The sequence below is a fragment of the Sphingobacterium alkalisoli genome, assembly GCF_005049105.1.
GTDB lineage: Bacteria > Bacteroidota > Bacteroidia > Sphingobacteriales > Sphingobacteriaceae > Sphingobacterium > Sphingobacterium alkalisoli.
Window position 1 is genome coordinate 525,734 of record NZ_SUKA01000003.1, and the last position, 21,812, is coordinate 547,545.

General features: G+C 40.9%; 17 protein-coding genes. 12 read left to right on the plus strand and 5 right to left on the minus strand.

Annotation, left to right across the window (positions count from 1 at the left end; translation table 11 throughout):
• Positions 1 to 171: 171 nt before the first annotated feature.
• Together FAZ19_RS11850 and FAZ19_RS11855 are read left to right on the plus strand one after the other, a co-directional pair.
• Entirely contained in the window at positions 172 to 549 is a 378-nt protein-coding gene (locus tag FAZ19_RS11850; protein ID WP_169305645.1) for a helix-turn-helix domain-containing protein, read from the plus strand.
• A 64-nt stretch (positions 550 to 613) separates the two neighbouring features.
• The gene (locus FAZ19_RS11855; protein ID WP_136820934.1) at positions 614 to 2,812 is read left to right on the plus strand and encodes a S41 family peptidase; all 2,199 of its coding nucleotides are present in this window, start codon (positions 614 to 616) and stop codon (positions 2,810 to 2,812) included.
• Between the two features lie 126 nt (positions 2,813 to 2,938).
• Here the strand turns inward: FAZ19_RS11855 and FAZ19_RS11860 are convergent, their stop codons facing one another.
• Complete coding sequence (locus FAZ19_RS11860; RefSeq protein ID WP_136820935.1) at positions 2,939 to 4,030, minus strand: ParM/StbA family protein; 1,092 nt, start codon at positions 4,028 to 4,030, stop codon at positions 2,939 to 2,941.
• Positions 4,031 to 4,297: 267 nt separating this feature from the next.
• On the opposite strand from FAZ19_RS11860, the gene FAZ19_RS24490 reads away from it, so the two are divergent.
• The 6 genes from FAZ19_RS24490 (at position 4,298) to FAZ19_RS11890 (ending at position 9,402) form a co-directional block, all read left to right on the plus strand.
• Positions 4,298 to 4,522: a helix-turn-helix domain-containing protein gene (locus FAZ19_RS24490; protein ID WP_136821209.1), complete on the plus strand. Its 225-nt coding sequence runs from the start codon at positions 4,298 to 4,300 to the stop codon at positions 4,520 to 4,522.
• A 71-nt stretch (positions 4,523 to 4,593) separates the two neighbouring features.
• The gene (locus FAZ19_RS11870) at positions 4,594 to 6,813 is read left to right on the plus strand and encodes a S41 family peptidase (RefSeq protein WP_136820936.1); all 2,220 of its coding nucleotides are present in this window, start codon (positions 4,594 to 4,596) and stop codon (positions 6,811 to 6,813) included.
• Between the two features lie 18 nt (positions 6,814 to 6,831).
• On the plus strand, positions 6,832 to 7,338 hold the full coding sequence (locus FAZ19_RS11875; protein WP_136820937.1) for a MepB family protein: 507 nt from the start codon (positions 6,832 to 6,834) through the stop codon (positions 7,336 to 7,338).
• 15 nt (positions 7,339 to 7,353) lie between these two features.
• A complete protein-coding gene (locus FAZ19_RS11880) occupies positions 7,354 to 8,073 on the plus strand; it encodes a 3-keto-disaccharide hydrolase (RefSeq protein ID WP_136820938.1) in 720 nt (239 codons plus the stop codon).
• Positions 8,074 to 8,227: 154 nt separating this feature from the next.
• Positions 8,228 to 8,881 carry a MauE/DoxX family redox-associated membrane protein gene (locus FAZ19_RS11885; RefSeq protein ID WP_136820939.1) on the plus strand — a complete coding sequence of 218 codons (654 nt, stop codon included), beginning with the start codon at positions 8,228 to 8,230 and terminating at the stop codon, positions 8,879 to 8,881.
• 146 nt (positions 8,882 to 9,027) lie between these two features.
• A complete protein-coding gene (locus FAZ19_RS11890) occupies positions 9,028 to 9,402 on the plus strand; it encodes a hypothetical protein (protein WP_136820940.1) in 375 nt (124 codons plus the stop codon).
• Between the two features lie 58 nt (positions 9,403 to 9,460).
• On the opposite strand, the gene FAZ19_RS11895 is transcribed toward FAZ19_RS11890, so the two are convergent.
• The 3 genes from FAZ19_RS11895 to FAZ19_RS11905 are packed head-to-tail and all read right to left on the minus strand — an operon-like array spanning position 9,461 to position 15,667.
• Positions 9,461 to 10,831 carry a RagB/SusD family nutrient uptake outer membrane protein gene (locus FAZ19_RS11895; RefSeq protein ID WP_136820941.1) on the minus strand — a complete coding sequence of 457 codons (1,371 nt, stop codon included), beginning with the start codon at positions 10,829 to 10,831 and terminating at the stop codon, positions 9,461 to 9,463.
• Between the two features lie 16 nt (positions 10,832 to 10,847).
• Positions 10,848 to 14,066: a SusC/RagA family TonB-linked outer membrane protein gene (locus FAZ19_RS11900; RefSeq protein ID WP_136820942.1), complete on the minus strand. Its 3,219-nt coding sequence runs from the start codon at positions 14,064 to 14,066 to the stop codon at positions 10,848 to 10,850.
• A complete protein-coding gene (locus tag FAZ19_RS11905) occupies positions 14,063 to 15,667 on the minus strand; it encodes a TlpA family protein disulfide reductase (RefSeq protein ID WP_136820943.1) in 1,605 nt (534 codons plus the stop codon). Before FAZ19_RS11905 ends, FAZ19_RS11900 begins: the two co-directional genes overlap by 4 nt.
• A 972-nt stretch (positions 15,668 to 16,639) precedes the next feature.
• On the opposite strand from FAZ19_RS11905, the gene FAZ19_RS11910 reads away from it, so the two are divergent.
• The 4 genes from FAZ19_RS11910 to FAZ19_RS11925 all read left to right on the plus strand — a co-directional run bounded on the left by FAZ19_RS11910 (position 16,640) and on the right by FAZ19_RS11925 (position 20,753).
• Complete coding sequence (locus FAZ19_RS11910; protein WP_136820944.1) at positions 16,640 to 17,257, plus strand: hypothetical protein; 618 nt, start codon at positions 16,640 to 16,642, stop codon at positions 17,255 to 17,257.
• The gene (locus FAZ19_RS11915) at positions 17,241 to 17,975 is read left to right on the plus strand and encodes an HNH endonuclease (protein ID WP_136820945.1); all 735 of its coding nucleotides are present in this window, start codon (positions 17,241 to 17,243) and stop codon (positions 17,973 to 17,975) included. Before FAZ19_RS11910 ends, FAZ19_RS11915 begins: the two co-directional genes overlap by 17 nt.
• Positions 17,976 to 18,416: 441 nt before the next feature.
• Positions 18,417 to 18,872 (plus strand): hypothetical protein, encoded by a 456-nt coding sequence (locus tag FAZ19_RS11920; protein ID WP_136820946.1) that lies wholly within the window; start codon positions 18,417 to 18,419, stop codon positions 18,870 to 18,872.
• 159 nt (positions 18,873 to 19,031) lie between these two features.
• The gene (locus FAZ19_RS11925) at positions 19,032 to 20,753 is read left to right on the plus strand and encodes a DNA cytosine methyltransferase (protein WP_136820947.1); all 1,722 of its coding nucleotides are present in this window, start codon (positions 19,032 to 19,034) and stop codon (positions 20,751 to 20,753) included.
• Here the strand turns inward: FAZ19_RS11925 and FAZ19_RS11930 are convergent.
• Entirely contained in the window at positions 20,745 to 21,812 is a 1,068-nt protein-coding gene (locus FAZ19_RS11930) for a hypothetical protein (RefSeq protein WP_136820948.1), read from the minus strand. The genes FAZ19_RS11925 and FAZ19_RS11930 overlap by 9 nt on opposite strands.

Here is a 21,812-nt window from a genome sequence, read left to right on the forward strand (position 1 = left end):
AATAATAGCGCCTACCGTGATAAAGCAGCGGAACCACAATGCAGTATCGATTTTAGAGTCGGCCCGCAGACGAAGCTGCAGATCGAGATCATCTGTAGGGAACTACGCGCGAAGCAGCTCAATAACGAAGCTTTTATCTACGCTAAGCTGATCCAACTGATCGAACTCTCCTTGGAAAAAGTTGGGCAGGAGCAAACCAAAGAGCAGCATGATAAGCGCATTGCCGTAAATGCCCGAAACCTGCTGGCGCTGTATATTGAAGACGAAGGACAGTCTGCCAGCTTGAAAAGATTAGAAACAGATTTAAAGCTCGATTCGGATACCATAAGCCGATCTTACAAGCGCTATTTTGGCACGACCTTAAGCGACCTACGAGAAGAATTGCTATTGGAAAAAGCAAAAGAATATCTCCGCGCGGGGCATACCGCTACCGAGACTGCTTATGCGCTTAATTATAGTTACATCTATTCATTCAGTCGCTTTTTTAAAACACAGGCCGGCATAAGCGTTAGTGAATACATACAGCGGTTGCGATCGGGAGAAGAATAATTTCATTTAGCGTCCAAAAATTGTTATTTTAGAGTATGTTATTTAATTAAACCGCTCTATACTTATGAAAAGCATTCTGACCGTAATATTTACTTTCTTCACGATATACTGCCACGCCCAGCAAAACGATAAATTTAATTTAGGTTTTGAAGAAAAAAAAGCAAATGCCGCCCTAGCAACAGGTTGGTTTAAATGGGGGACTTATAATCTATCCGTCGATTCGCTTAATCATTCGGGCAATCTCGCTGCAAAGATCACGTCTGATGAAGCGAGCGGTAGCTTCGGAAGTATTGCGTATAGCATTCCAGCCAATTACAGTGGCAAAACGATCAAGCTAGAAGGATACATGAAAATAAAAGACGTTGAAGGCTTTGCCGGGTTGTTGCTCCGTATTGATGGCAATGGAAAATCACTCGTTTTTGATAACATGCAGAATCAACAGGTAAAAGGCACCAAAGATTGGCAAAAATACAGCGTCACGCTCGATTATCCGGAAGATGGAGAACTTATCCTTGTAGCGGGTATGCTATCTGGAAAAGGCGAAGCCTGGTTTGATGACTTTGTGGTCACAATCGATGGTCAGGACGTGCAGATGCTACAAGAGAAGCAATTACCAAAAGCACAAACAGACAAAGAGTTTGATAACGGATCTACTATAAATCTATCCAAATTATCACCAAAGCAACTGGATAATTTAGAGCTATTGGGTAGAATCTGGGGCTTCTTAAAATATCATCATCCTGAGATTGCCAAAGGAAACTTCAATTGGGATTATGAACTGTTCCGTTTTCTACCGAAGTATATTGATGCAAATATAGACACGCAACGAGATGATCTTTTGGTGAGTTGGATCTATTCTTTAGGCGAGGTAAAAGCATGCCAACCTTGTCTGGAAGCTCCCTCCGAAACTCATTTAAAGCCTGATTTTTCGTGGATCGAACGTCAGCATGACAAATTAAGAACGGCACTACTACATGTCTATATTAACCGTACAGGTGACGAACACTATTATATTGGCATGGCAGCAGGAGTTGGAAACCCGCTGTTTAAAAACGAACAAGCCTATGCAAAAATGTCATACCCCGACGACGGTTTCAGGCTGCTCTCTCTTTACCGCTATTGGAATATGATCAACTATTTCTTTCCTTATAAATATTTAACAGACAAGAATTGGGATACGACGTTAAAGGAATACTTACCCGTTTTTATACAGGCAAAAGACGAATTAGCTTACGAACTTGCTGTACTCCAAATCATAGCCGAGGTTAACGATACACACGCAGGTCTTGGCCAAGGGGCCGATAAAATCGCGGCATGGAAAGGTATTAATTACCCCACATTCCAGACCCGTTTTATAGAAGATAAACTTACGGTAACCTACCTTTACTATCCCGAGCTGCAGGAAAGTACCGGACTTGCCGTCGGTGATGTAATCCATAGTATCGACGGGAAAAAAATTGGAGATATCATTACCGAGCGTTCACGCTATTACCCTGCATCCAACAAACCGGCACAGTTGCGTAATATGGCATATGATCTGTTGCGATCCGATAAGGAATCCATAGAGATCGAATTTACTTCCGCTAATGGCGCAAAGCAAACGAAGGTATTGACGCTCTATCCCGGTGATAGCCTCCGTACCTACACGCGGATCAACCCAAAACCGCCTGAATCTTTTAAAATGCTCGACGATAATATCGGGTACATCACCTTACAGACGATAAAGTCGGAAGACATTCCTCATATCAAGAAGGATTTTGGTCAGGCAAAAGGCATCATCATAGATATCAGGAACTATCCTGCCACATTCGTTCCATTTACGTTAGGCTCTTATTTCATTTCAGGAAGCAGCCCCTTTGTGAAGTTCACTACGGGAAGTCTGGATCATCCTGGCTTTTTTACGCTTTCTGATAATCTAAAAATAACCAACAAGCAAAAGCATTACAAAGGACCTGTCGTCGTCCTTGTCAACGAGTTAAGCATCAGCCAATCCGAATATACGGCTATGGCCTTTAGGGCTGGTACAAATACGACCATCATGGGAAGTACAACGGCGGGAGCCGACGGGAATGTTTCGGAAATATGGCTTCCCGGTGGCCTCCGTACTGCAATTTCGGGCGTAGGTATTTATTATCCTGATGGCACGGAAACACAGCGTGTAGGCATTATTCCAGACATCGAGGTTAAACCAACTGTCGAAGGGATACGCAATGGAAAAGATGAATTGTTGGAAAAAGCCATATCGCTTATTAAAGAAAAATAGTAGCACTATCTTTGAAACACGAGCGAAGAGTTAACGATATTACAACAAATCTTATTCGAGCCACTTGACCTGCGCATTGTATTTTAGGGTTCAGCAGCTATAGGCGCTGAACCCTACTTACTACAGTTAATCGGTTACTGCAGAAAATGTTGATTGAAAATTATTGTTCGTAATCGGTACCGTATTCTCCACCTTAGCTGCTGATGGCGTACCGATTACCGTATAGGCATTTCCAATATCCAGCCCTACCGCCTTTTGCGTATGGTTTGGACCACACCATTGTGCCGATCGATGATAATATCCCATGGCCGCGGTATTACCGGCATCCTCAGGAACAATAATATCCAGTACACCGTCAAATTCGCGCTGAAATAGCTCTAACAGCTCAGGATAAAGCGCTCCTCCACCCACAAGATACAGTTTACTCGCCTGTTCGTAATCAGAATCCGTAAATGCTTTTCTGAATGTTGGAGACAGAATTTCTTCGTAATAACCAGCAAGGTGGTTGCGTCGCAGTCCAAGCAGATCTTTACGCTTCCGGTCAATTACAATTTCTCCCTTTTGGAAACCCTGATTGATCATGTGTTCATTTTTCATACCAAGGTAATAGCTACCACTCAGCTCCTGATAGAGATTATTGACGGCATAACGGAGTCCAGGCGCACTCATACAGGTACGGGCTACCGGTCCAGCGGTGGTACTCAGCGCTGTTTCGCAGGTGCCGTACCCTAAGCTCACGATAAAGAAATTATCGGCTTCAGCCTGCGGCCCTTTGCGCAACCCATTGATACAGCCCAGTATTTCAGAAGTTATTTCCAAATGGGTAATGGTTAGCTGCGTACGGCCGCGTTCAATACTGTTGATTGTATCTAGCTGATAATCAATCATGACATCCCTTAGGGCAAAAAAATCTTCTGCTTGCTGCTTGTATAAGTCATAAACAGCCGAAGGGAATCCAATCGTTAAAACCAATTCACCTGATTTTGCACCCGAAGCTACCAGTAGACCGGCTTTAGCCAATAGCTGGTAATCGATCGAAGCAGGGGAACTGTTGATGTTCCGGTAAGGAGCAAGCCCCTGGGAGAGGGCCAGATTGCCCACTAAATATCCAGCACCTGATTCAAAAAGTTGGAGACGCTTGTCCAATGGAGCTGTAAGTTGCGTAATAGGTTTATTCTGGCGTTCGATAACACTCGGAATACTGATAAATTGTGGCATGGCTAATTTTAGTTTAAGTGATGTAAGGTAAAGTTAATAAAAACTGATTATCAAATCATTATATCTACCCATTAAATTTATATTAAATTAATCTTACCCCAACTTTTACCCGCATTATCCCAATTTTTACCAAAATTATCACAACTTTTACCAAAATTATCACAACCTCCACCAGTATTACCCCAATTTTCACCAACATTTTCTCAACTTTAACCAAAAAAAATCACAACTTTTATCAGTACTACCACAACTTTAACCGATTTTTAGATTTATTTCCTCCGTACCTTTAATCTAGACACGACCTTAAGCGACCTACGAGAAGAACTGCTACTGGAAAAAGCAAAAGAATACCTCCGCGAAGGTCAGACCGCTACCCAAACTGCTTATGTGCTTAATTATAGCTCCATTTATTCGTTCAGTCGCTTTTTTAAAACACAGGCCGGCATGAGTGTTAGTGAATATGTACGGCGATTGCGAACGGGAGAAGAATAAAAAATGGTGAAGATTTGTACCGGTCCAAAAAAAGACTTATTTTGTGCTTTCCCAATAAACCACAAAGACTGATGAAAAAAAAAGTATTTCCGTTTCTTATCCTCATTACAATACTTTGTCTTACAATAACTTCCCGAGCGCAGGACACGAACAAATTTAACCTGGGATTTGAAGATAAGAAAGTAAATGAAAGCCTCCCAACAGGTTGGTTTAAATGGAATAATTATGACCTGTCCATCGATTCGTCCGCTCTTTCGGGAAATTTCGCAGGAAAGATAACCTCGGACCCGGGGGGTAACAGCTTCGGTTGTATTGTATACAGTATTCCAGCCAATTACGATGGCCGAACAATCCAGCTGGAGGGAAACATAAAAATAAAAGATGTTGATGGCTTTGCTGGACTGTTGCTGCGCATTGATGGCAACGGTGAATTGCTTGCTCTTGATAACATGCAGAGTCAGCAAGTCAAGGGTACAAAAGACTGGCAGAAATATAGCATAACATTACCCTATCCCGAGTACGGAGAAACTATTTACGTGGCAGGCATATTATCTGGCAAAGGAGAAGCCTGGTTTGACGACTTTGTCGTAAAGATCGATAGTCAGGATATTCAGACGTTGCAGGAGATTCAAAAACAAATGCCCAAAGCACTCACCGATAAAGAATTTGATAACGGTTCATTGGTCGAACTCCAGGAACTAAGCGCACAACAATTAGACGATCTTGAATTGTTGGGAAAGATTTGGGGATTTTTAAAATATCACCATCCAGAGATAGCCAAAGGCAATTTCAATTGGGATTACGAATTGTTTCGGTTTGTTCCAAATTATCTCCTTAACAAAGGAAAAGTAGAGCGAGACAAGATGCTTGTTCATTGGATCAGTTCGTTGGGCGAAGTCAAATCCTGCCAAAATTGCGTTACTACAGCGAGCAATGCTTTTTTAAGGGCCGACTTAGGTTGGGTCGAGAAACAGACCGAAAACCTCAAAAATGCGCTAAAGCATGTCTATAAAAATCGACAATCTGAAAAGCAACATTACGTCAGCTGGCATCCAAATGTTGGAAACCCCGATTTCAAAAATGAAAAATCCTATGCGATGACTTCTTATCCCGATGACGGATTCAGATTGCTATCATTGTTCAGATATTGGAACATCGTAAATTACCTCTTCCCTTACCGACACCTAACAGACAAGAATTGGGATATGACATTATCCGAATACCTGCCAATGTTTATACAAGCAAAAGATGAATTAGCTTACGAACTAGCTGTACTCCAGATCATAGCCGAAGTAAACGATACACACGCTACTCTTTGGGAAGGAGGAGATAAAATCGCCGAATGGAAAGGAAAAAACTACGCGCCCTTCCGGGTACGCTTTATTGAAGAAAAGCTTACGGTAACCGACTTTTTCTATCCCGAACTGCAAGAAAGAACCGGGCTCACCGTTGGCGACGTTATCCATAGCATTGACGGAAAAAAGATAGACGATATCATAACCAAACAAACACCCTATTATCCCGCTTCCAACAAACCGACACAGCTACGTAATATGGCTTACGACCTATTGCGATCAAATAAGGAATCCATAACGATCGAATTTACATCTGTTAGTGGCCAAAAACAAACGAAGATCTTGGCGCTTTATTCGAGTGACAGCCTTAGGACGTTCACCCGGATTAACCAAAAACCGCCTGAATCTTATAAGATGCTCGAAGATAGCATCGGATATATTACTTTACAAACGATCAAAGATGATGATATACCGTTAATAAAGCAACACTTTAAAGATGCAAAGGGCATTATTATCGACATCCGTAATTATCCGGCTCCATTTACGCTCTTTAGTCTCGGTTCGTATTTCCTGTCATCTCCGACTTCATTCGTTAAATTTACAAGCTCAGTTGCTAATAATCCTGGCGAGTTTATCTTTAGAAAAGGTGCTGATATACCAAATGACAATAAAAGCTATGCCGGTCCAGTCGTCGTTCTGTTAAATGAGACCTCACAGAGTGCGGCTGAGTACGCGGCGATGTCTCTCCAAGCAGGACAAAACACAACAGTGATCGGGAGTACTACGGCTGGAGCAGATGGCAATGTTTCTCGATTTTATCTTCCAGGTGGTCTCGGTACTGCAATTTCGGGGATAGGCGTGTATTATCCGGATGGTACTGAAACGCAGCGTGTAGGAATTATTCCGGACATCGAGGTTAAACCGACTATCGAGGGCATACGAAATGGAAAAGACGAATTGCTTGAACAGGCGATCGAATTTATAAAGGGCAAATAATAGCATTACCTTTGCAGCATGACGGATGAACTACGGGTATTAGAACAGATCTTATTCGAGCCACTTGGCCTAAGTGTTAACGCCCTTGAAGCGGATCAAGAAGCCGAGGAATATAGTGGATACAACTTCCGATTGAATGCCATGGCCGTTAAATACCGTAAGGCTAAAATAACGCCAAAGAAAGTCGGGCAGTTTGTTACGCTCTGGAAAAGAGGCGCAGATGGACAAACCCAGCCTTTTCAACTTGATGATCCTTTTGATTGCTACATTATAGCTGTTCGGCAGGATCATCAATTGGGTATATTTATTTTCCCAAAGGCGGCACTCGCTGGTAAACAGATCCTCAGTAGTGCGCAAAAAGAAGGCAAGCGGGGCTTCCGCCTCTACCCTGCCTGGGACACGCCAACAAATCGCCAAGCGCTAGCTAGCCAAAAGTGGCAATGTGAATACTTTTACGATTTGACGAATAGCAACGAAGTTCCTATGGAAAAGATCAGCGCCCATTTGAAATGGGAAGCACATTAATTATCTTAGCAGCCTATGAAACTTTTATACTACTGTATAGCTGCACTTTTTATCATTGGCTGCACGTCGAACGAACAAGGCATCAATACACTGAGCTCCGCCCAGCAGCGCGAGGGATGGAAGCTTTTGTTCGACGGGAAAAGCCTAAATGGCTGGCACCTGTACAATCTGGGCGATACCTCATCGAAATGGACCGTTAAAGATGGGGAGCTTATCTGCGATCCTCGAAAACCGGACGGTGTCTTTGCGGATCTGGTTGCCGATAGCAGTTACCATGATTTCGAATTACTATTTGACTGGAAAGTGGCAAAAGGTGGAAATAGTGGTGTATTTATCAATGTCGAAGAAGAAGCGAAGTATGCCGCAACATTTGCAACAGGACTTGAAATGCAACTTCTGGACAATGCGCATGCGGAAGAACGTCACAAAAAAGATTCGACCCATTGGGCGGGTTGTCTGTACGGTGTGGATTGTAAGGCTGCAGATTCTAACCCCGCGCCATATAACAGCTGGAATCGAAGCCGGATAAAACAGCAGAACGGCATAGTGAGCTTTTGGCTCAACGACAAGCTCACCTTTACATCGGATATTAACAGCATAACATTTAAACAACAAGTTGCAGATAGCCACATGAAAGCGTATCCAGATTTTGCGACCTACAGTAACGGTAAGATTGCTTTGCAAAACCATACCGACTCCATTGCATTTCGAAATATTTTTATAAAGCCATTGTAATCCTCGGCGAACCACAAAACTATCTTACTTTTCGAAACCTGTTAAATCAAGAAATCGGAACTGGACAAGTCCACGTATGATTTGTGCTATACCTTTGTTTTAGACAATCGGTACTAATTAAGTAACCGTATCTAGAAATAAAGATATAGCAAAAATGAAAACAAGAAAAAGACATATAATTGGTTATAGCCTGCAGATTTTTCTGATGATCTTTTGGCTGTACGTTGCACTGGATAAATTGTGGGGACTAAAAGCTTTCCACGTTTCATTACTGCGGCAACCCTTTCCGAATTGGTGGGCAGATATCCTATATTGGGCGCTTCCTTTGACGGAGTTGGTAATAGCGTTACTACTTGCGTTCGTGGCGTCATCGCGAGGAAAGGATGACCGACGCAATCTTTTAAATAAACAAAGATTGCTTCCTCGCTTCGCTCATCGCAATGACGTGGTTTTTAATCCCTACCTCCTTTCCGCCCTACTCCTATTGATCTTTACCATATACATCGCTTTAGGTGTAGCCGGTCTTTACGCCAAAAAGCCCTGTGGATGCGCTTCGGTATTTTCTGGACTATCATGGGAATGGCACCTGCTGGTGAATATAGTGTTATTGGGGCTATCGACCCTCGGTTGGTACTTGAGTGGCCCAACCAACCCAATCGATACAGCTATACGCTATAAAAAATCCATCAAGCTGTTTCGTACCTTCCTATTGTTTGTCTCGATACCGGTCTACCATATTGTTTTAGTTGTTTATAGGCGTTTTCCAAGAAAGTTTGCTCCCTTCCCGGGTAGGCCGGTATGGGTATAAATTATGATACGTGCTGATATACCCCGTAAAAAGTATATCCGGGGCTTTAGTGATCACTCCACCCCGCTAAAGATCGAAGAGAGATCAAACTTGACATAAAGTTTTTTGAGGCAACCTTTTTTTGCTATTATAAAAAAGACCATAAGATGAATAAATTCATCAAAACACAATTTTTAGCTATCGCAGCGGTAGTTACAATACTCGGATTCTCAGCATTTAAAATGGCTGATCAAGGAACAAAAAAAATATTAGCCCCGGTTACGATCTATTTTCACGGTGATCCAACAAATCCCAGTGAGGTAGAAGACGAATCAAACTGGAGCGATACGCCAAACGGGCAGTCCTGCAGTGGAGAAAACCTGGCGTGTTCCATGGCGGTTGATACGGACGACCTGACATCGTCAGGTACATTGGATCCCAATAAGATACAGTTAGGTGCATCTCAGAGTCCTACCGGCTATACCCCAGAAAAGACCGGAGGTGAAAGCCCGACAGAACCCGAAATATCCAATCGAAACTAGTAAGAATTCTTTTGGAGGGGAACCGTCCGCGCAAGCGCGGACGGTTTTCTTTGTTAAACTAAATAGGATTTTGCGGCATACCAGATAGTTTGATCACGTCGTCTGGAATAGGTAACGCAAACCTATTGTCCCCAGGCATCAACGTATATTCTCTATCTTCTAGTTTTCTTTCTATCCGGATACTGCTTCCGGTCTCGTTCAGACGCTTTATGTCCATCCAACGTAGACCCCGGAAAATGAGTTCTTTCCTCCTCTCCTGCAATATCAAGGTCAAAACTTCCTGATCGTTGTCGACGACCAAGGGTTGAAATGTATCATGTCTAAACCTATGTTTCAGCAGTATATTCAGATCCTTAAGAGCCTCCGCCGCTTTACCCATCCTTGCAGCGCATTCTGCCCGGATCAGGTACATTTCATTGGTCGCTATCCCGCCAAACATACGGTTGGCTGACGAGTAGCTACCCCGGTAAGATCGATACCCATCCGTGTTCAGCCTAAAATAGGCTACTTTTCGCAGATCGTCGTCACTGTACGAACCATATAGGTTGGTGTCTATCCTCAGATTACTTTCTCCTATCTGCGGATTGGCTGTCGTCAGCTCGGCGTAAAATACAGTTTCACGGTTAAATCTCGAAAAAGGATAGGTAACGGCACTGTTCATATCATCATTTTCATTAAAATCCAACAGCTGATCATTTACCTGCAATAATGCATTTGAATAATAATAAGCAGAATCGTAGCGGGCCATAGAAAGATATGTACGCGCCAAACTCCCATATACAGCACTTTTAGATGGTCTCATCACATGAGCTGTACTTGCAGGCACTAAATCTTCGGCCGCTTTCAGATCAGCCAATATTGCAGTGTACGATGCTGCCACCGATGACCTCGAAGAAGGATCGTTAAAATTTGCCGACGTACGTAAAACAATGCCCAGATCTTCTTCTGCCGTACCCGAATTGTATGCTCTCGCATATGTCCACACCAAACTTAAATACTGCAACGCTCGAAAATAGAGCGCAGCTCCCTTTATCGCGTCAAAGGTGGCACTATTCGCCGGAGTACGCTCTATCTGTCCTAACCTGTCCAATACCGTATTGGCATTAAAAACAGTATAGTACGCGCGCGCCCAGTCATTGTTGAAATTATAAACATAATTTTCCCAGACATAGGCCCGCTTCTGTTCGTCAGCAAGACTATTAAAGCTCGCTTGTTTCAAAAAGTAGTCATCCGCAGCCACCTCACCATATGCACAGATGTTAAAATTCATGTTCTGCGAGGCATCGAGGATCTGCTGCAAGCTCTCCAAATCATCCGGCCTGACCAATCTGGCATCTGACTTCACGTTGAGGTACTTCTCGCAGGATGGCAATAACGTACACAGGAGTACGCACATCAGCATTAATCGGTATTTTTTTATTGTTTTCATCGTGTTCTGTTAGGAGTTAATAATCTATCTGAATACCCAAAGAAAATGTCGTCGGTGGAGTCAGGCGATACGCAAACTCTGGATCTATCCCCTTTTTATTGGCTGTCCATAAGAGCCCGAGATTGGCAACGTTGCCATACAAACGACTATTGATCTGTTTGCCGCCCAGCATCAAGCCCTTGTGCCATGATGCAGTAATATATTCTAAACGGAGGTGATCTGCCCGATGTATATTTATCTCGGCCTGCCCATAAAAACTGTCTCTGTTAGATTTTAAAGGGTATTGCATACCGGGAACATCTGTACTGTTTTCATCTCCGGGGGCCTGCCAACGCTCCTCGAAATCAGGATATACCGTACCATTGCTGAACAGGCTGGTATAGGAAGTAACCGGCTTCCGAAAGTAATAATTGCCTCTAAAGCTGACGTTGAAGGTGAACGAAAAATCTTTCCATCCAAATGAATTGATCATGGATCCAAAAATCTGAGGTTTCGCGGAACCGTAGAAAACGATGCTGCCACTGTCTTCCCCCTCGTACAGGGACTGCGTATTTATGCCGATGTAGTTCGTGCTTGGTGCGCCATCCAACATACCCATAGGATCGCCTTCCTCGTTGAGACCAAGCCATCTGAATCCGGCAAGCGCATTAAGCGGCATACCGACAATCGGTGTTATCGTATTACCGTTGCTCAAAAATGAACTCACGCCGGAGTTGACGGTATTATAGTATTCTACTGTTTTATTTCTGTTTAAATTCAGGATATACCGGGTATCCCATTTAAACACACGATCGATATTCTTAACATTTAAGGTAATATCCCAGCCTCTCCCTTCCATTCTGCCCACATTTTTTGTCACGGTACTCTGTCTGCCCCATGCCGTGTAATCGAAAGCTGTCAAGCCGTAGAGGTCACGTCCATCTTTAATATAATGATCAAACGAGCCACTGATCCTACCGTTAAATACCGAAAAGTCCAATCCAAAATTCAGGGTGGAAATTTTTTCCCACCGTAGCTCAGGATCATTTATTGTGCCTATGGTCAGTGCGGGGAACAACGTGTAGGTACCGGTTGTTATGCTTGCCACAGGATCTGGTGTCTTACGCAGATCGACATTTCCGCTATAGCCAAACGTGGTCCTAAATTTTAGCCGGTCCATGAATTCCCATTTGAGAAATTCTTCATTCGCTGCATCCCATGACCCTCCGATGGACCACAGCGGAGACCATTTATCGTTCGTAGCGGCACCAAATATATTACCTCCGTCCCTTCTGATACTTCCGGAGAGTGCGTATCTATTTTTGAAGATATAGCTTCCGTTACCATATAATGATACGAACCTGTTTATGCGTCTTGAGTACAGGGGATGGCCGGTGATCGTCCGCGCCTGGTTTGTGGGGTTGATTCGAAATGTTTTTACGTGGTCTACGGGCGCTGTCCGCAACGGATCATCATTATAACCGTATGCTGTAAAGCTGTTCCCTTCTGTCAGAATTTGGCGGATCTCCGCTCCAACAATTCCCACGATCCGATGGTCGCCCCTGGTCTCATTCAGGTTCAACTGACTCCGTGCTGTGTACGAAGAGACCCTTGCATTATCCTGATCCTTTATCCCACCGACTGGAACATTATATTTTACAGCTCCGGTATTGGGATCTACTTCGGTAAACTGGTTTATATATCTCCGGGCATAATGGCTGTCCTGCTGATACAGATTGATCTGATCCACTGTCTGCTGTTGATATTGCACACTCGTATTGAGATCGAGCATACGCAGCAGCTTATAGCGCACCGCTACTGTAGCATACAATTCGTTTCGGACTGCATTGATTTTCGCATTTCTGTAATCCGAAAGCGGGTAATACGCCCAGCCCTGAAATCCACTGGCATATCTATCCTCCAAAACAAGTTGCCTGTAATCCATAAAAAAAGGTATTTCACCACCAATTTGGTCAGTAAACTGTAGGTACGGAACTCGCTTGCCATTAAAAGACAATGACTCGTAAGCTGGTGTTCCCGATTCATTGTCTGCACGGGTATAAAGAACATTCAGGTCGATCTGCAATTTATCGGTCGGCCTGTAACTGTTGGTAAGCTGCAGATTTATCTTTCTGTCCCGTACGCTGTTTTCATTCCGCGCCCCGGTATAACCCACCGAGAGCCCATAGGTATTCCGCTGTGCGCCTCCTGTTAAATTCAGGCTGTACTGATTGGAAAATGGTGTGGTATAAAAATTATCTGCATAGGCAGCTCTTCCGTCCTGTAGCAGCAGGTTCTGAATGGCCGCGGCGGAGTCCGAAGCCGTTATCAATCCCAGGCACCGTCTGTCAAAAATATCGATGGCAGGTGTGACGGCCATGTAATCCAGTCCTTTGACGATCCAGTCGTAATATCCGTTATGGTAGAGCATCTCCTCCGTTTTGATAAAATCGGCATTGTCCAACTGATAGATCTGGTGCAGATCAGGTTTGTTCCGCCATATCATTGTGCTGTTAAAGGATACGCTGGTGGGCGAATCTACCGAAAAAGCACCTTTCTTTGAGGTTATTACTATTACGCCATTACCCGCTCTCGCCCCCCAGATGGAGCTGGCGGCAGCATCTTTCAAAATCGTGACCGATTCGATGCTATTGGGGTCGATGTTGTTGATATCGCCTTCGTATATAAAGCCGTCCAATACCACTAGTGGATCCAGATTACCGTTTATGGTGCTCAGACCGCGCACGGAGACATTCAGCTTCTGCCGGTCGGGACTTACTATAGGCTGGTTGTCAAAACGTATACCTGCGGTGACATTGTTCAGCCGCTGTAAGATATTGGTGCCGGTCTGTTGGTTCAGGGTTTCTTTGGAAACTACCTCCACAGCTCCCGTCACTTCGTTGGGTTTCAGCGTCTGGTATCCCGTCTGTATGTTCACTTCTTGCAGTTGGTTTATGATCTCCTGTAGATATACGGTAAAGGGCTGCTGCGTAGGATCAAAAACCACTACGGTATCCCGGTGGCCCATGGAAGAAATCTTTAACGAAACCGGATATTCGCGGGCAGCAATATTAAAATAACCTTTGTTGTCGGTGACAGTAATATGTAAGCCGTTTATATCGTCGATCCGCGCGCCTTCCACCGGATGTTGCGTGCCTGCAGACAAAATTCTCCCCTGTAACGGGGCCTTGCCTGTCTGCCCACTAACTGTAAGCAGGGTAGTAAAGAATAATAGTACACACATTAACGCTTTCATATCGCTTCGCCCTCCTTTCCGGAACTTTTATAGAAGTGGACGACTTCTGTGCGCCGTGTGACAGGCATTAGATCCACACCACGTGCAGACAGAAATTCCAACTTTGCGCCGAGTGTATAATCGAAAAAGTCAGGCGGGATAACAATATCTACAGATGCCCTGTAAGCTGTGTCGAGAATCAGGGGTTTATCGAAGTAGACGCTCAAATGATTGATCACAAAATCGAGATCTATATTCTGGAAAACTACGGGTTCCTCGGCCGAGTCTACCATCGCCTGTCGTATTCCTCCCTTAGTCTTTATACGTTGTATATTATCGTTAAAGTGTACTTCGAAGACATCGTGTATGGTATCACGCCTTGCGACATTTATATCAAACACCCTCCTGAAATCCTGTTTGTATACAGCCCTGGCTTCTTCCATACCCACATTTTTATTATGGACTCCGTGGTAGCAAAACATCTTATCATAGCCTCTATTCAGTAAAATATCGTGTTTCCATTCGGCACCTTCTGTCGTATCAAAGACCCATTGCCGCGAGGGGAGCCCATTAATTTCGGGTCGAAAAAGCGAACTGAGCGCCCGCAGCAAACTCATGTTGATCACCTGATAAATGGTCTGGTTATTGTCCTCGTATATTTTCCCACCGTGTGCTTTATAACCCTCCTGATGGGTGGTAAAAAAGGAACCGGATACGATATTGCCTTCGTTAATCAGTTTGACCGGACGGTCCGTAACTTCCTGTAGTTTTTTCTGGTGTATAACCGCACTGCCACCGGTTAAAACAGCCTCGATGTTTTTTGAAGTTAATGCGGAAGGATAGGAATTGGCGATCAATACACCATCCTTATTGATCCATACAATATGTGGAATGGTATTATGCGGAAACATTGTCTGAAAAACACTGTCCTGCAGGATGTAAGGAAGTGAAAGTGAGTACCCATGTTTCACGCTGTAACCGGAAAACAGTTTATTGACACGCTCCTCGGTATCCCTATTCTGGACGGTATTCACCAACAGTACAGCAACATCATCTCCGTACTTTTGTTGGATTTTTTCCATTTTGGGAAATCCCTCGATACAGGACGCACACCACGATGCCCAGAAATCAATCAGTATCAATTTGCCGCACAATTCGTCTAGGCGAAGGGACTGTTTACGTCCGTCTGTAAATTGGATCTCCACTGTGCTCTCCCACAGCTCTTCGGGCACCCTATCCCCTATTTCCAGTGGCTTGATCTTGTTTAGCCCATCGGCAGCCCGCTCTCCAGCGGACTGCGCCTGGGCATCACTAAACAACACAACAAACCAGACCATGAGCAGCGAGAACAATGTTCTACTGCTGTTATAATTTCCTTTATAGATAGCCTTGAAAGGCCGATAAGATTTCGATAAATCAAATTTTACCTGCTCACTCCTTCCGCTCTCGCCGTCATCACGATGAGCACAGCGAAGAAGCGATCTGCCATTGGATGGCATAATCGATTTTTTATACTCGTCATTACGAGGAACGCAGTGACGCGGTAATCTTTTTACTTTATTAAATGTATTAGCAAGGTCTCGCCATAGCGCATACCTCTCCCCTTTACGTAATTTTCGCATTCTTTTAATTGCTTAATGCAAAGGTTGTCAGTAAGCTATCACACTTAAGCCTATCTCTTTCTACCTAAATCCTACCCAACCTTTGCAGATCAAAAAAATTAATTAATTCTTTTTCCGAATGCGCGTTTAGTTCTTCATAACAAGGTTTCAACGGTTCTTTGTTACGCCATTCACGGAAATATGGAAAATACCGATCTTCTAATTATTGTAAAACAACAAAATGTTTTTTCAAATCATTTGGACGTAAGGAAAAAATAACCTATTTTTATTTCGGTTAAAATTTATAATAGAAAACTGATTCCAAAAACCTCTGCAAACGATTAGTTACAGATAATATAGAAAGATCGGTAAACAGGCAATAGCGGGACTAGGAGAAGCAATATTATGCTGTATTGACTGGTAATACCCCTTGCGTTTGCGGGCGTTACATTCTCCTATCCCCTACTGTCTGTGTTTTTTGCGCAAACCTTTATTCGGGATGTCGGATAATGTTCTTAAAGAGAAGTTTACGGGAAAACCGTGGGCAACGATCATTGATCGAGACGTGGTGGATACTTGTGGTTTTACAATTCGTTTTCATAATCATTTAGTTTATGATAACGATGTTTACTCAGAAAGCTTGAAAAGAAGCCTATCGGTTTGAAAGAACCAATAAGGCGAACTTCACGCTTCTTGACCTGGAAACCGCAAAGAAACCAGTCACGGAACCTACACGAGATTCCGATCTTGTCTTCAAGAAGACTTACAGAAAGTTCGCCCTACTGGGTAATATATCGTAAAGATAGCATTTCCAGTAGAAAAATGGCGAACCTCCGATCTTCTCGCAGACAAATTTTTGCGGTTTTTGGGCGAGAGACATCGTTGTTGGTGACGCTTAAGCGCTACCCAAGTTGTCGCTTTTTCAATTAACTAAACAAATGTAAGAACAATAATGCGAATATAAAAATATTTAATACTCGAATTTTAAAAATTATGGATCATTCTGAATTTGACGAAATTGCTTCTATTATTGAACTTTTGGAATTCCTACGAAATCATTTTAGACTTGAAAAAAATGAGGTAGACAGGTTGGCCGAACTCAAAGCAGGTCAATATTCAAGGATGGTTGGAAAAAATCAAAAGATTGATTTAGAATCATTGCGAGACGTATGCAAAAAGATATACAATCTAACTGTGAAGGAGCTATTGAACCTAGATGGAAAAATTCCTAAAGAGGATAATCTACCTAAAGAAATTCGAGAATTAACAGCTGGACGTAACACAGTGAGAAGCCAGGAAAGATTAGATTTGACTTCATACTTAATAATTATAATTGCTAAGCACTATAAAACACGTGATATAGTTAGTAATAAAGTCATCCGTCTTTACTTACCACCTAATTTAATCAACAAGTCCATTGAACTAGGTAAAACAAATATTAAACATTGTTTTGAAGATATAAATAAAGGGGCCGAAATTAAAAGAAAAGTATATAAGTTGATCTCTCCTATCTCAGCTGAACTTATAAAAAAAGCAAGAGAAAGTGTCGATCCTACTTGGCTAAAAGAATTCGAAGAAAAAGTAAGAGATTCCGATGGAAAAAAAGCGTAATCCGAAATGGCAGCGTGATGAGCTTATTCTCGCTTTGGATCTATATTTTCAATTGGAACCAGGTCAGATACATGCTAGAAATCCGTTGGTTATTGAATTATCAGACACTTTAAACAAGCTACCTATTCATGGGGATAAAGAAGAATATGAAAAATTCAGAAATCCAAACGGTGTTGGTCTAAAACTCAGTAATTTTTTGGCTTTAGATGACACTTACAAAGGTAAGGGCATGGTAGCTACTAGCAAATTGGATAAGGAAGTCTTTTCTGATTTTAAGAACAAAAGAGAATTGCTAGCACAATTAGCTCAAGCTATCAGATCAACTGCTGAATATCCTGAAATAAAAGATCAGATACTAACAGCCAAAGAAGATTTAGAGGATGAAGGTTACGAACGACAAGAAGGTTCGATCTTATATCGATACCATCTGTCGAGAGAGCGTAATCCAACTTTAGTAAAAAAGAAAAAAGAGCAGTCATTAAAAAAATATGGTAAACTAGAATGTGAATTATGCTCATTTGACTTCTTTAAGGTTTATGGTGAAAAAGGATACGGATTTATCGAGTGCCACCATCGAAAACCATTACATCTCCTTACCAAGAATACAAGTACAAGATTGGATGACCTGATGCTGGTTTGTGCTAATTGTCATCGAATGTTGCATCGAGGATGGAATGAACAAATACAACAATCGAGACAACCGAAAGAAAAAATATAACTGAGAAATAAGATTTGAAATAATTAACAGATAAACTTAACGAGATAATCGAGAACCAAACAGTTAAATCTGCTAGTTTAGGAGAAATACCAGATGGGTAAATTTCTGTTCTGCACTTGCAAATTTAGCAATGGAATGAAGTCAGATGAGAACAGAGAAAATGGCTTGATAATATCTTTCAAAGATGCTAAAGAAATTGAAAGAGAGGACATAAAACTGTAAATATATAAAATAGATCTAGGCCAAAAAAAACCGCTATTTCTCGAAAAGCAATATATTTGACGGGATTAAGACAAATCGCAAGGACAAAAAGAGGTGAATCTTTACATTCCTTAATAACGTTGTAATTCAAGAATGTCCTGGATACACACTAGATTTTCAACAGAATTATTAATTATTATAATATTTAATACTTAAGATAAGTCTAAGCCTTTACCTGAAATGAAATCTAAAAAAGAAAATGACATGACTAATAAAAATCAAAGCTTCATCCGCTGGCAAGGAAGAGCAATCGAAGAGTTAGGAAAAACTGTCAATTTATTATTAGCTTTGTGCTTAGCTACAATAGGTTTTGTAGTTTCCAAATTTCTTGAGAAAGACTTCTCATTTAACAGTTGCATAGGTAAAGTGTTCATATTAATAGGAAGTTTAGCACTTCTATTTGATACGATTATTTTGTTGTTAGTTATGCTTAACAGATTAAACTCTTTCAAAAGCACCGCACAAATCGCTAGACAACGTGAAACGGAGAATAGAACTAATATTAAAAGTTTGAGGAATGAAGTGACACAAAAAGATAAATGTACCTGGATCTTATTCAAATATTCAATTGTTATTTTCGTATTAGGCGAACTATTCATTATTCTAGGATTATTCATTGAAATTTTTGTCAGATAAGAAATTAGCGAAAAGAAAGCAATTTTTAAAAAACTCATCTAACAGTGTGCTTTCTAAATATCTACACTATATAATCCAAACCGGGGAATCTAGAATATCATTTAAAAGAGGTTTGTCAACTCAAAAAACAATTAGTATTTTTAGTTTTTTATCATTAAAGTGAAACAATTAAAACAATATACCTTAATAGACTTTTTTTGTGGTGCTGGTGGATTTACCGAAGGGTTTCGCCAAATGGGCTTTCAGACCTTATATGGATATGATTCCTGGTTACCTGCTACCCAAACGTATAATCACAATTATCAACTGAATTGTGGAACAAAAGACGTATCTGTTTTTTTAAATTCTATAGAAGAAATCAATAATGTGCCTGATAGCACAGTTATCTTGGGCAGCCCTCCCTGTGTTAGTTTCTCTACATCTAATAAATCAGGAAGAGGTGAAAAAGGCCTAGGACTCAAATTAATCAAATCTTTTTTACGCGTCATTGCTGTGAAAAAGCACCAATCTAACTCGATTTTAGAAGGATGGTTTATGGAAAACGTAACCAACTCCAAAAAATATCTCCAAGTATATTATACATTTAAAGATCTCAATCTCAGTGATTGGGCAATTAGTATCGGAAAGAATCCAGAAGATGAAGCTTTGCGAGTCAATCCAAATACCTTCGTAATAAATTCTGCAGACTACGGATCTCATCAAGCAAGAAAACGTTCTATATCTGGCGAAATAATTTCAAAAGGTAAGTTTATCGTCCCGTCCTCTACTCATATTAATACTGGTGTAAAACAAGAACAATGGAAAACACTTGGTGAGCTAATAGTAAAACTTCCTATCCCTATATTAAAATCTGCAGTAGGTATTGTTAGAGATCCAATCTATCCTAGTATCAAAATTAAAATGGATGATTTGACGGACCATTTTTACGACAGTGGGTTATATGAATGTGAGTGGAGACAGTCGAGAGAATTGAAAGTTAATCACCATTGTATGGGTAAAATGGCATTTCCCGAGAATATGGAAAATCCGAGTAGAACAGTCACCGCAACAAAAAGCAGTACTTCGCGAGAAGCACTTATCTATAAATCCGATTACAATCGCACTGGAGATGGAGAATTTCGGTCCCCCACAATCCGCGAAATTGCTTGTATTATGGGATTTCCAATTACTTATCAATTTACTGGCAACCAATACGCTAAATGGAGACAGGTAGGGAATGCGGTATGCCCCTGTGTAAGCAGAGCATTAGCCAAGGAATTCTTGATACAGAATAATTATCCGGTGCCAACCGAGTTAAATTTAGAGAAAGAAGTACGTTTAGAAGGAATATTAAATTTAAACACCTTTATTGAAACAGTTTTCACAAACCCACCTAAAAGAACCAGAGATTCAAAGTTTAGACGCCATCCTATCAAGGATGGTAACTTGACAGTTACATTATCCAACTTTGATATAAAAGAAAAAAATAAACCTGACGGTAGATGGATGACATCTATTCAATATGGTACTGGAATAAATTTCCGACATCAAGTTATTGAAGATAATTTTTATAAATCTTTAGAAGAAATCATCAAAAAAGAGTTACCAGAGGGGCTCCAGTTCCTTAAAATAATAAATAATGGATTTTCTGAAAAAGTAGCTAATTCTAGGCTGATGCAGAAAATGTACGAATCTCAAAAATCAGTTGGTAATAAGGAAGAACCAACTTATTTAATAGATGATCTGAAGGGTATTATAAACAGAATTTCTGCTGAAAATGAGTTTTATCATCAATCCAAAGATTTTAAAATTTTCAAATATAAGGACAAAATACCACTGTCACAGATTCTTGCTTTATATGGAGTTAATAAGATTGTATCTATTGCAAATCAATCAGATTAATTGGAACAAATATAAGGTTCTAGCAATCTTCCTTACATCCTTGCTGTGATATCCGAAATCTCGATACAAATTTTCGAAGAGCCCCAGTTCAGTTGAACTGGGGTATTGAAACTTTGTAAGTTTGTTCCGGATAACTGTTAATGCTCTTTTATTAAAGTTTTTTTGCTCTTCCACATATTTTAAAATATCTAGAAATGATGATTCTTCACACAGTCTCATAATTTCTCTTCCTTCGTTTATACGAATTTGATATTCATTATAATATCTCTTCAACTCAGTACTTGACTCAAAATCGGAAATATTAAGATGCAGTGAAGACTTCTGAAATAAAACAAAGTATTCATCCAACTTATTATTGACAAAATCAAGAAATTTTATATAATTTGAGAGTACGTCTTCTCTATTCAAATGTTTATTTAAATCCCGATAAAAAATTGCTCCCCGTAGACGATGCAAAGTTCCATCTAAATAATACTCATTCCAGATTTTATTGAAAAATAAAAATATCCAAAACTTTAAATCATTACTATCATCTACATTAGTAAAATATTCTGCTAAACTTTTAATAAGTTCATTAGATCTAGGAATAAGAAAGTCTGCCACCAAATCTATATCACTCTTGACAAAACGTTCAAAAAATGGCAGAACATAGGCGAAATCTCCTTGATACTTTGTATTCTCTACAATGTTTAATCTTAATTGATCATGACTTGAATTTTCAATTGATTCTATAAAACTGTTTAATACTAAAGGAAATTGGATATTAATTTTGCTTTCTTTTATTTTTAGTAATACTTTTTTAAGTAATTGAAACCATTTTGATTCCAATAAGAGATTTGTAAGAAGGTATTCACTTTCATACTCACCTAATACTTCGAAGGCATCTATATAGAATTGTTCTTTATCATTTATTGACGTTAAATACGACCTTTTTAAACGAACTCTTGTTTCGATTTGTACAGTTTTGTAATATTCAAGTCTAGCCGTCAGATCCAAATGTTTCACCGGACGATTCAATTCGTGAATTATAAAATTCTTATTTGATGCCTTAAATCCCAT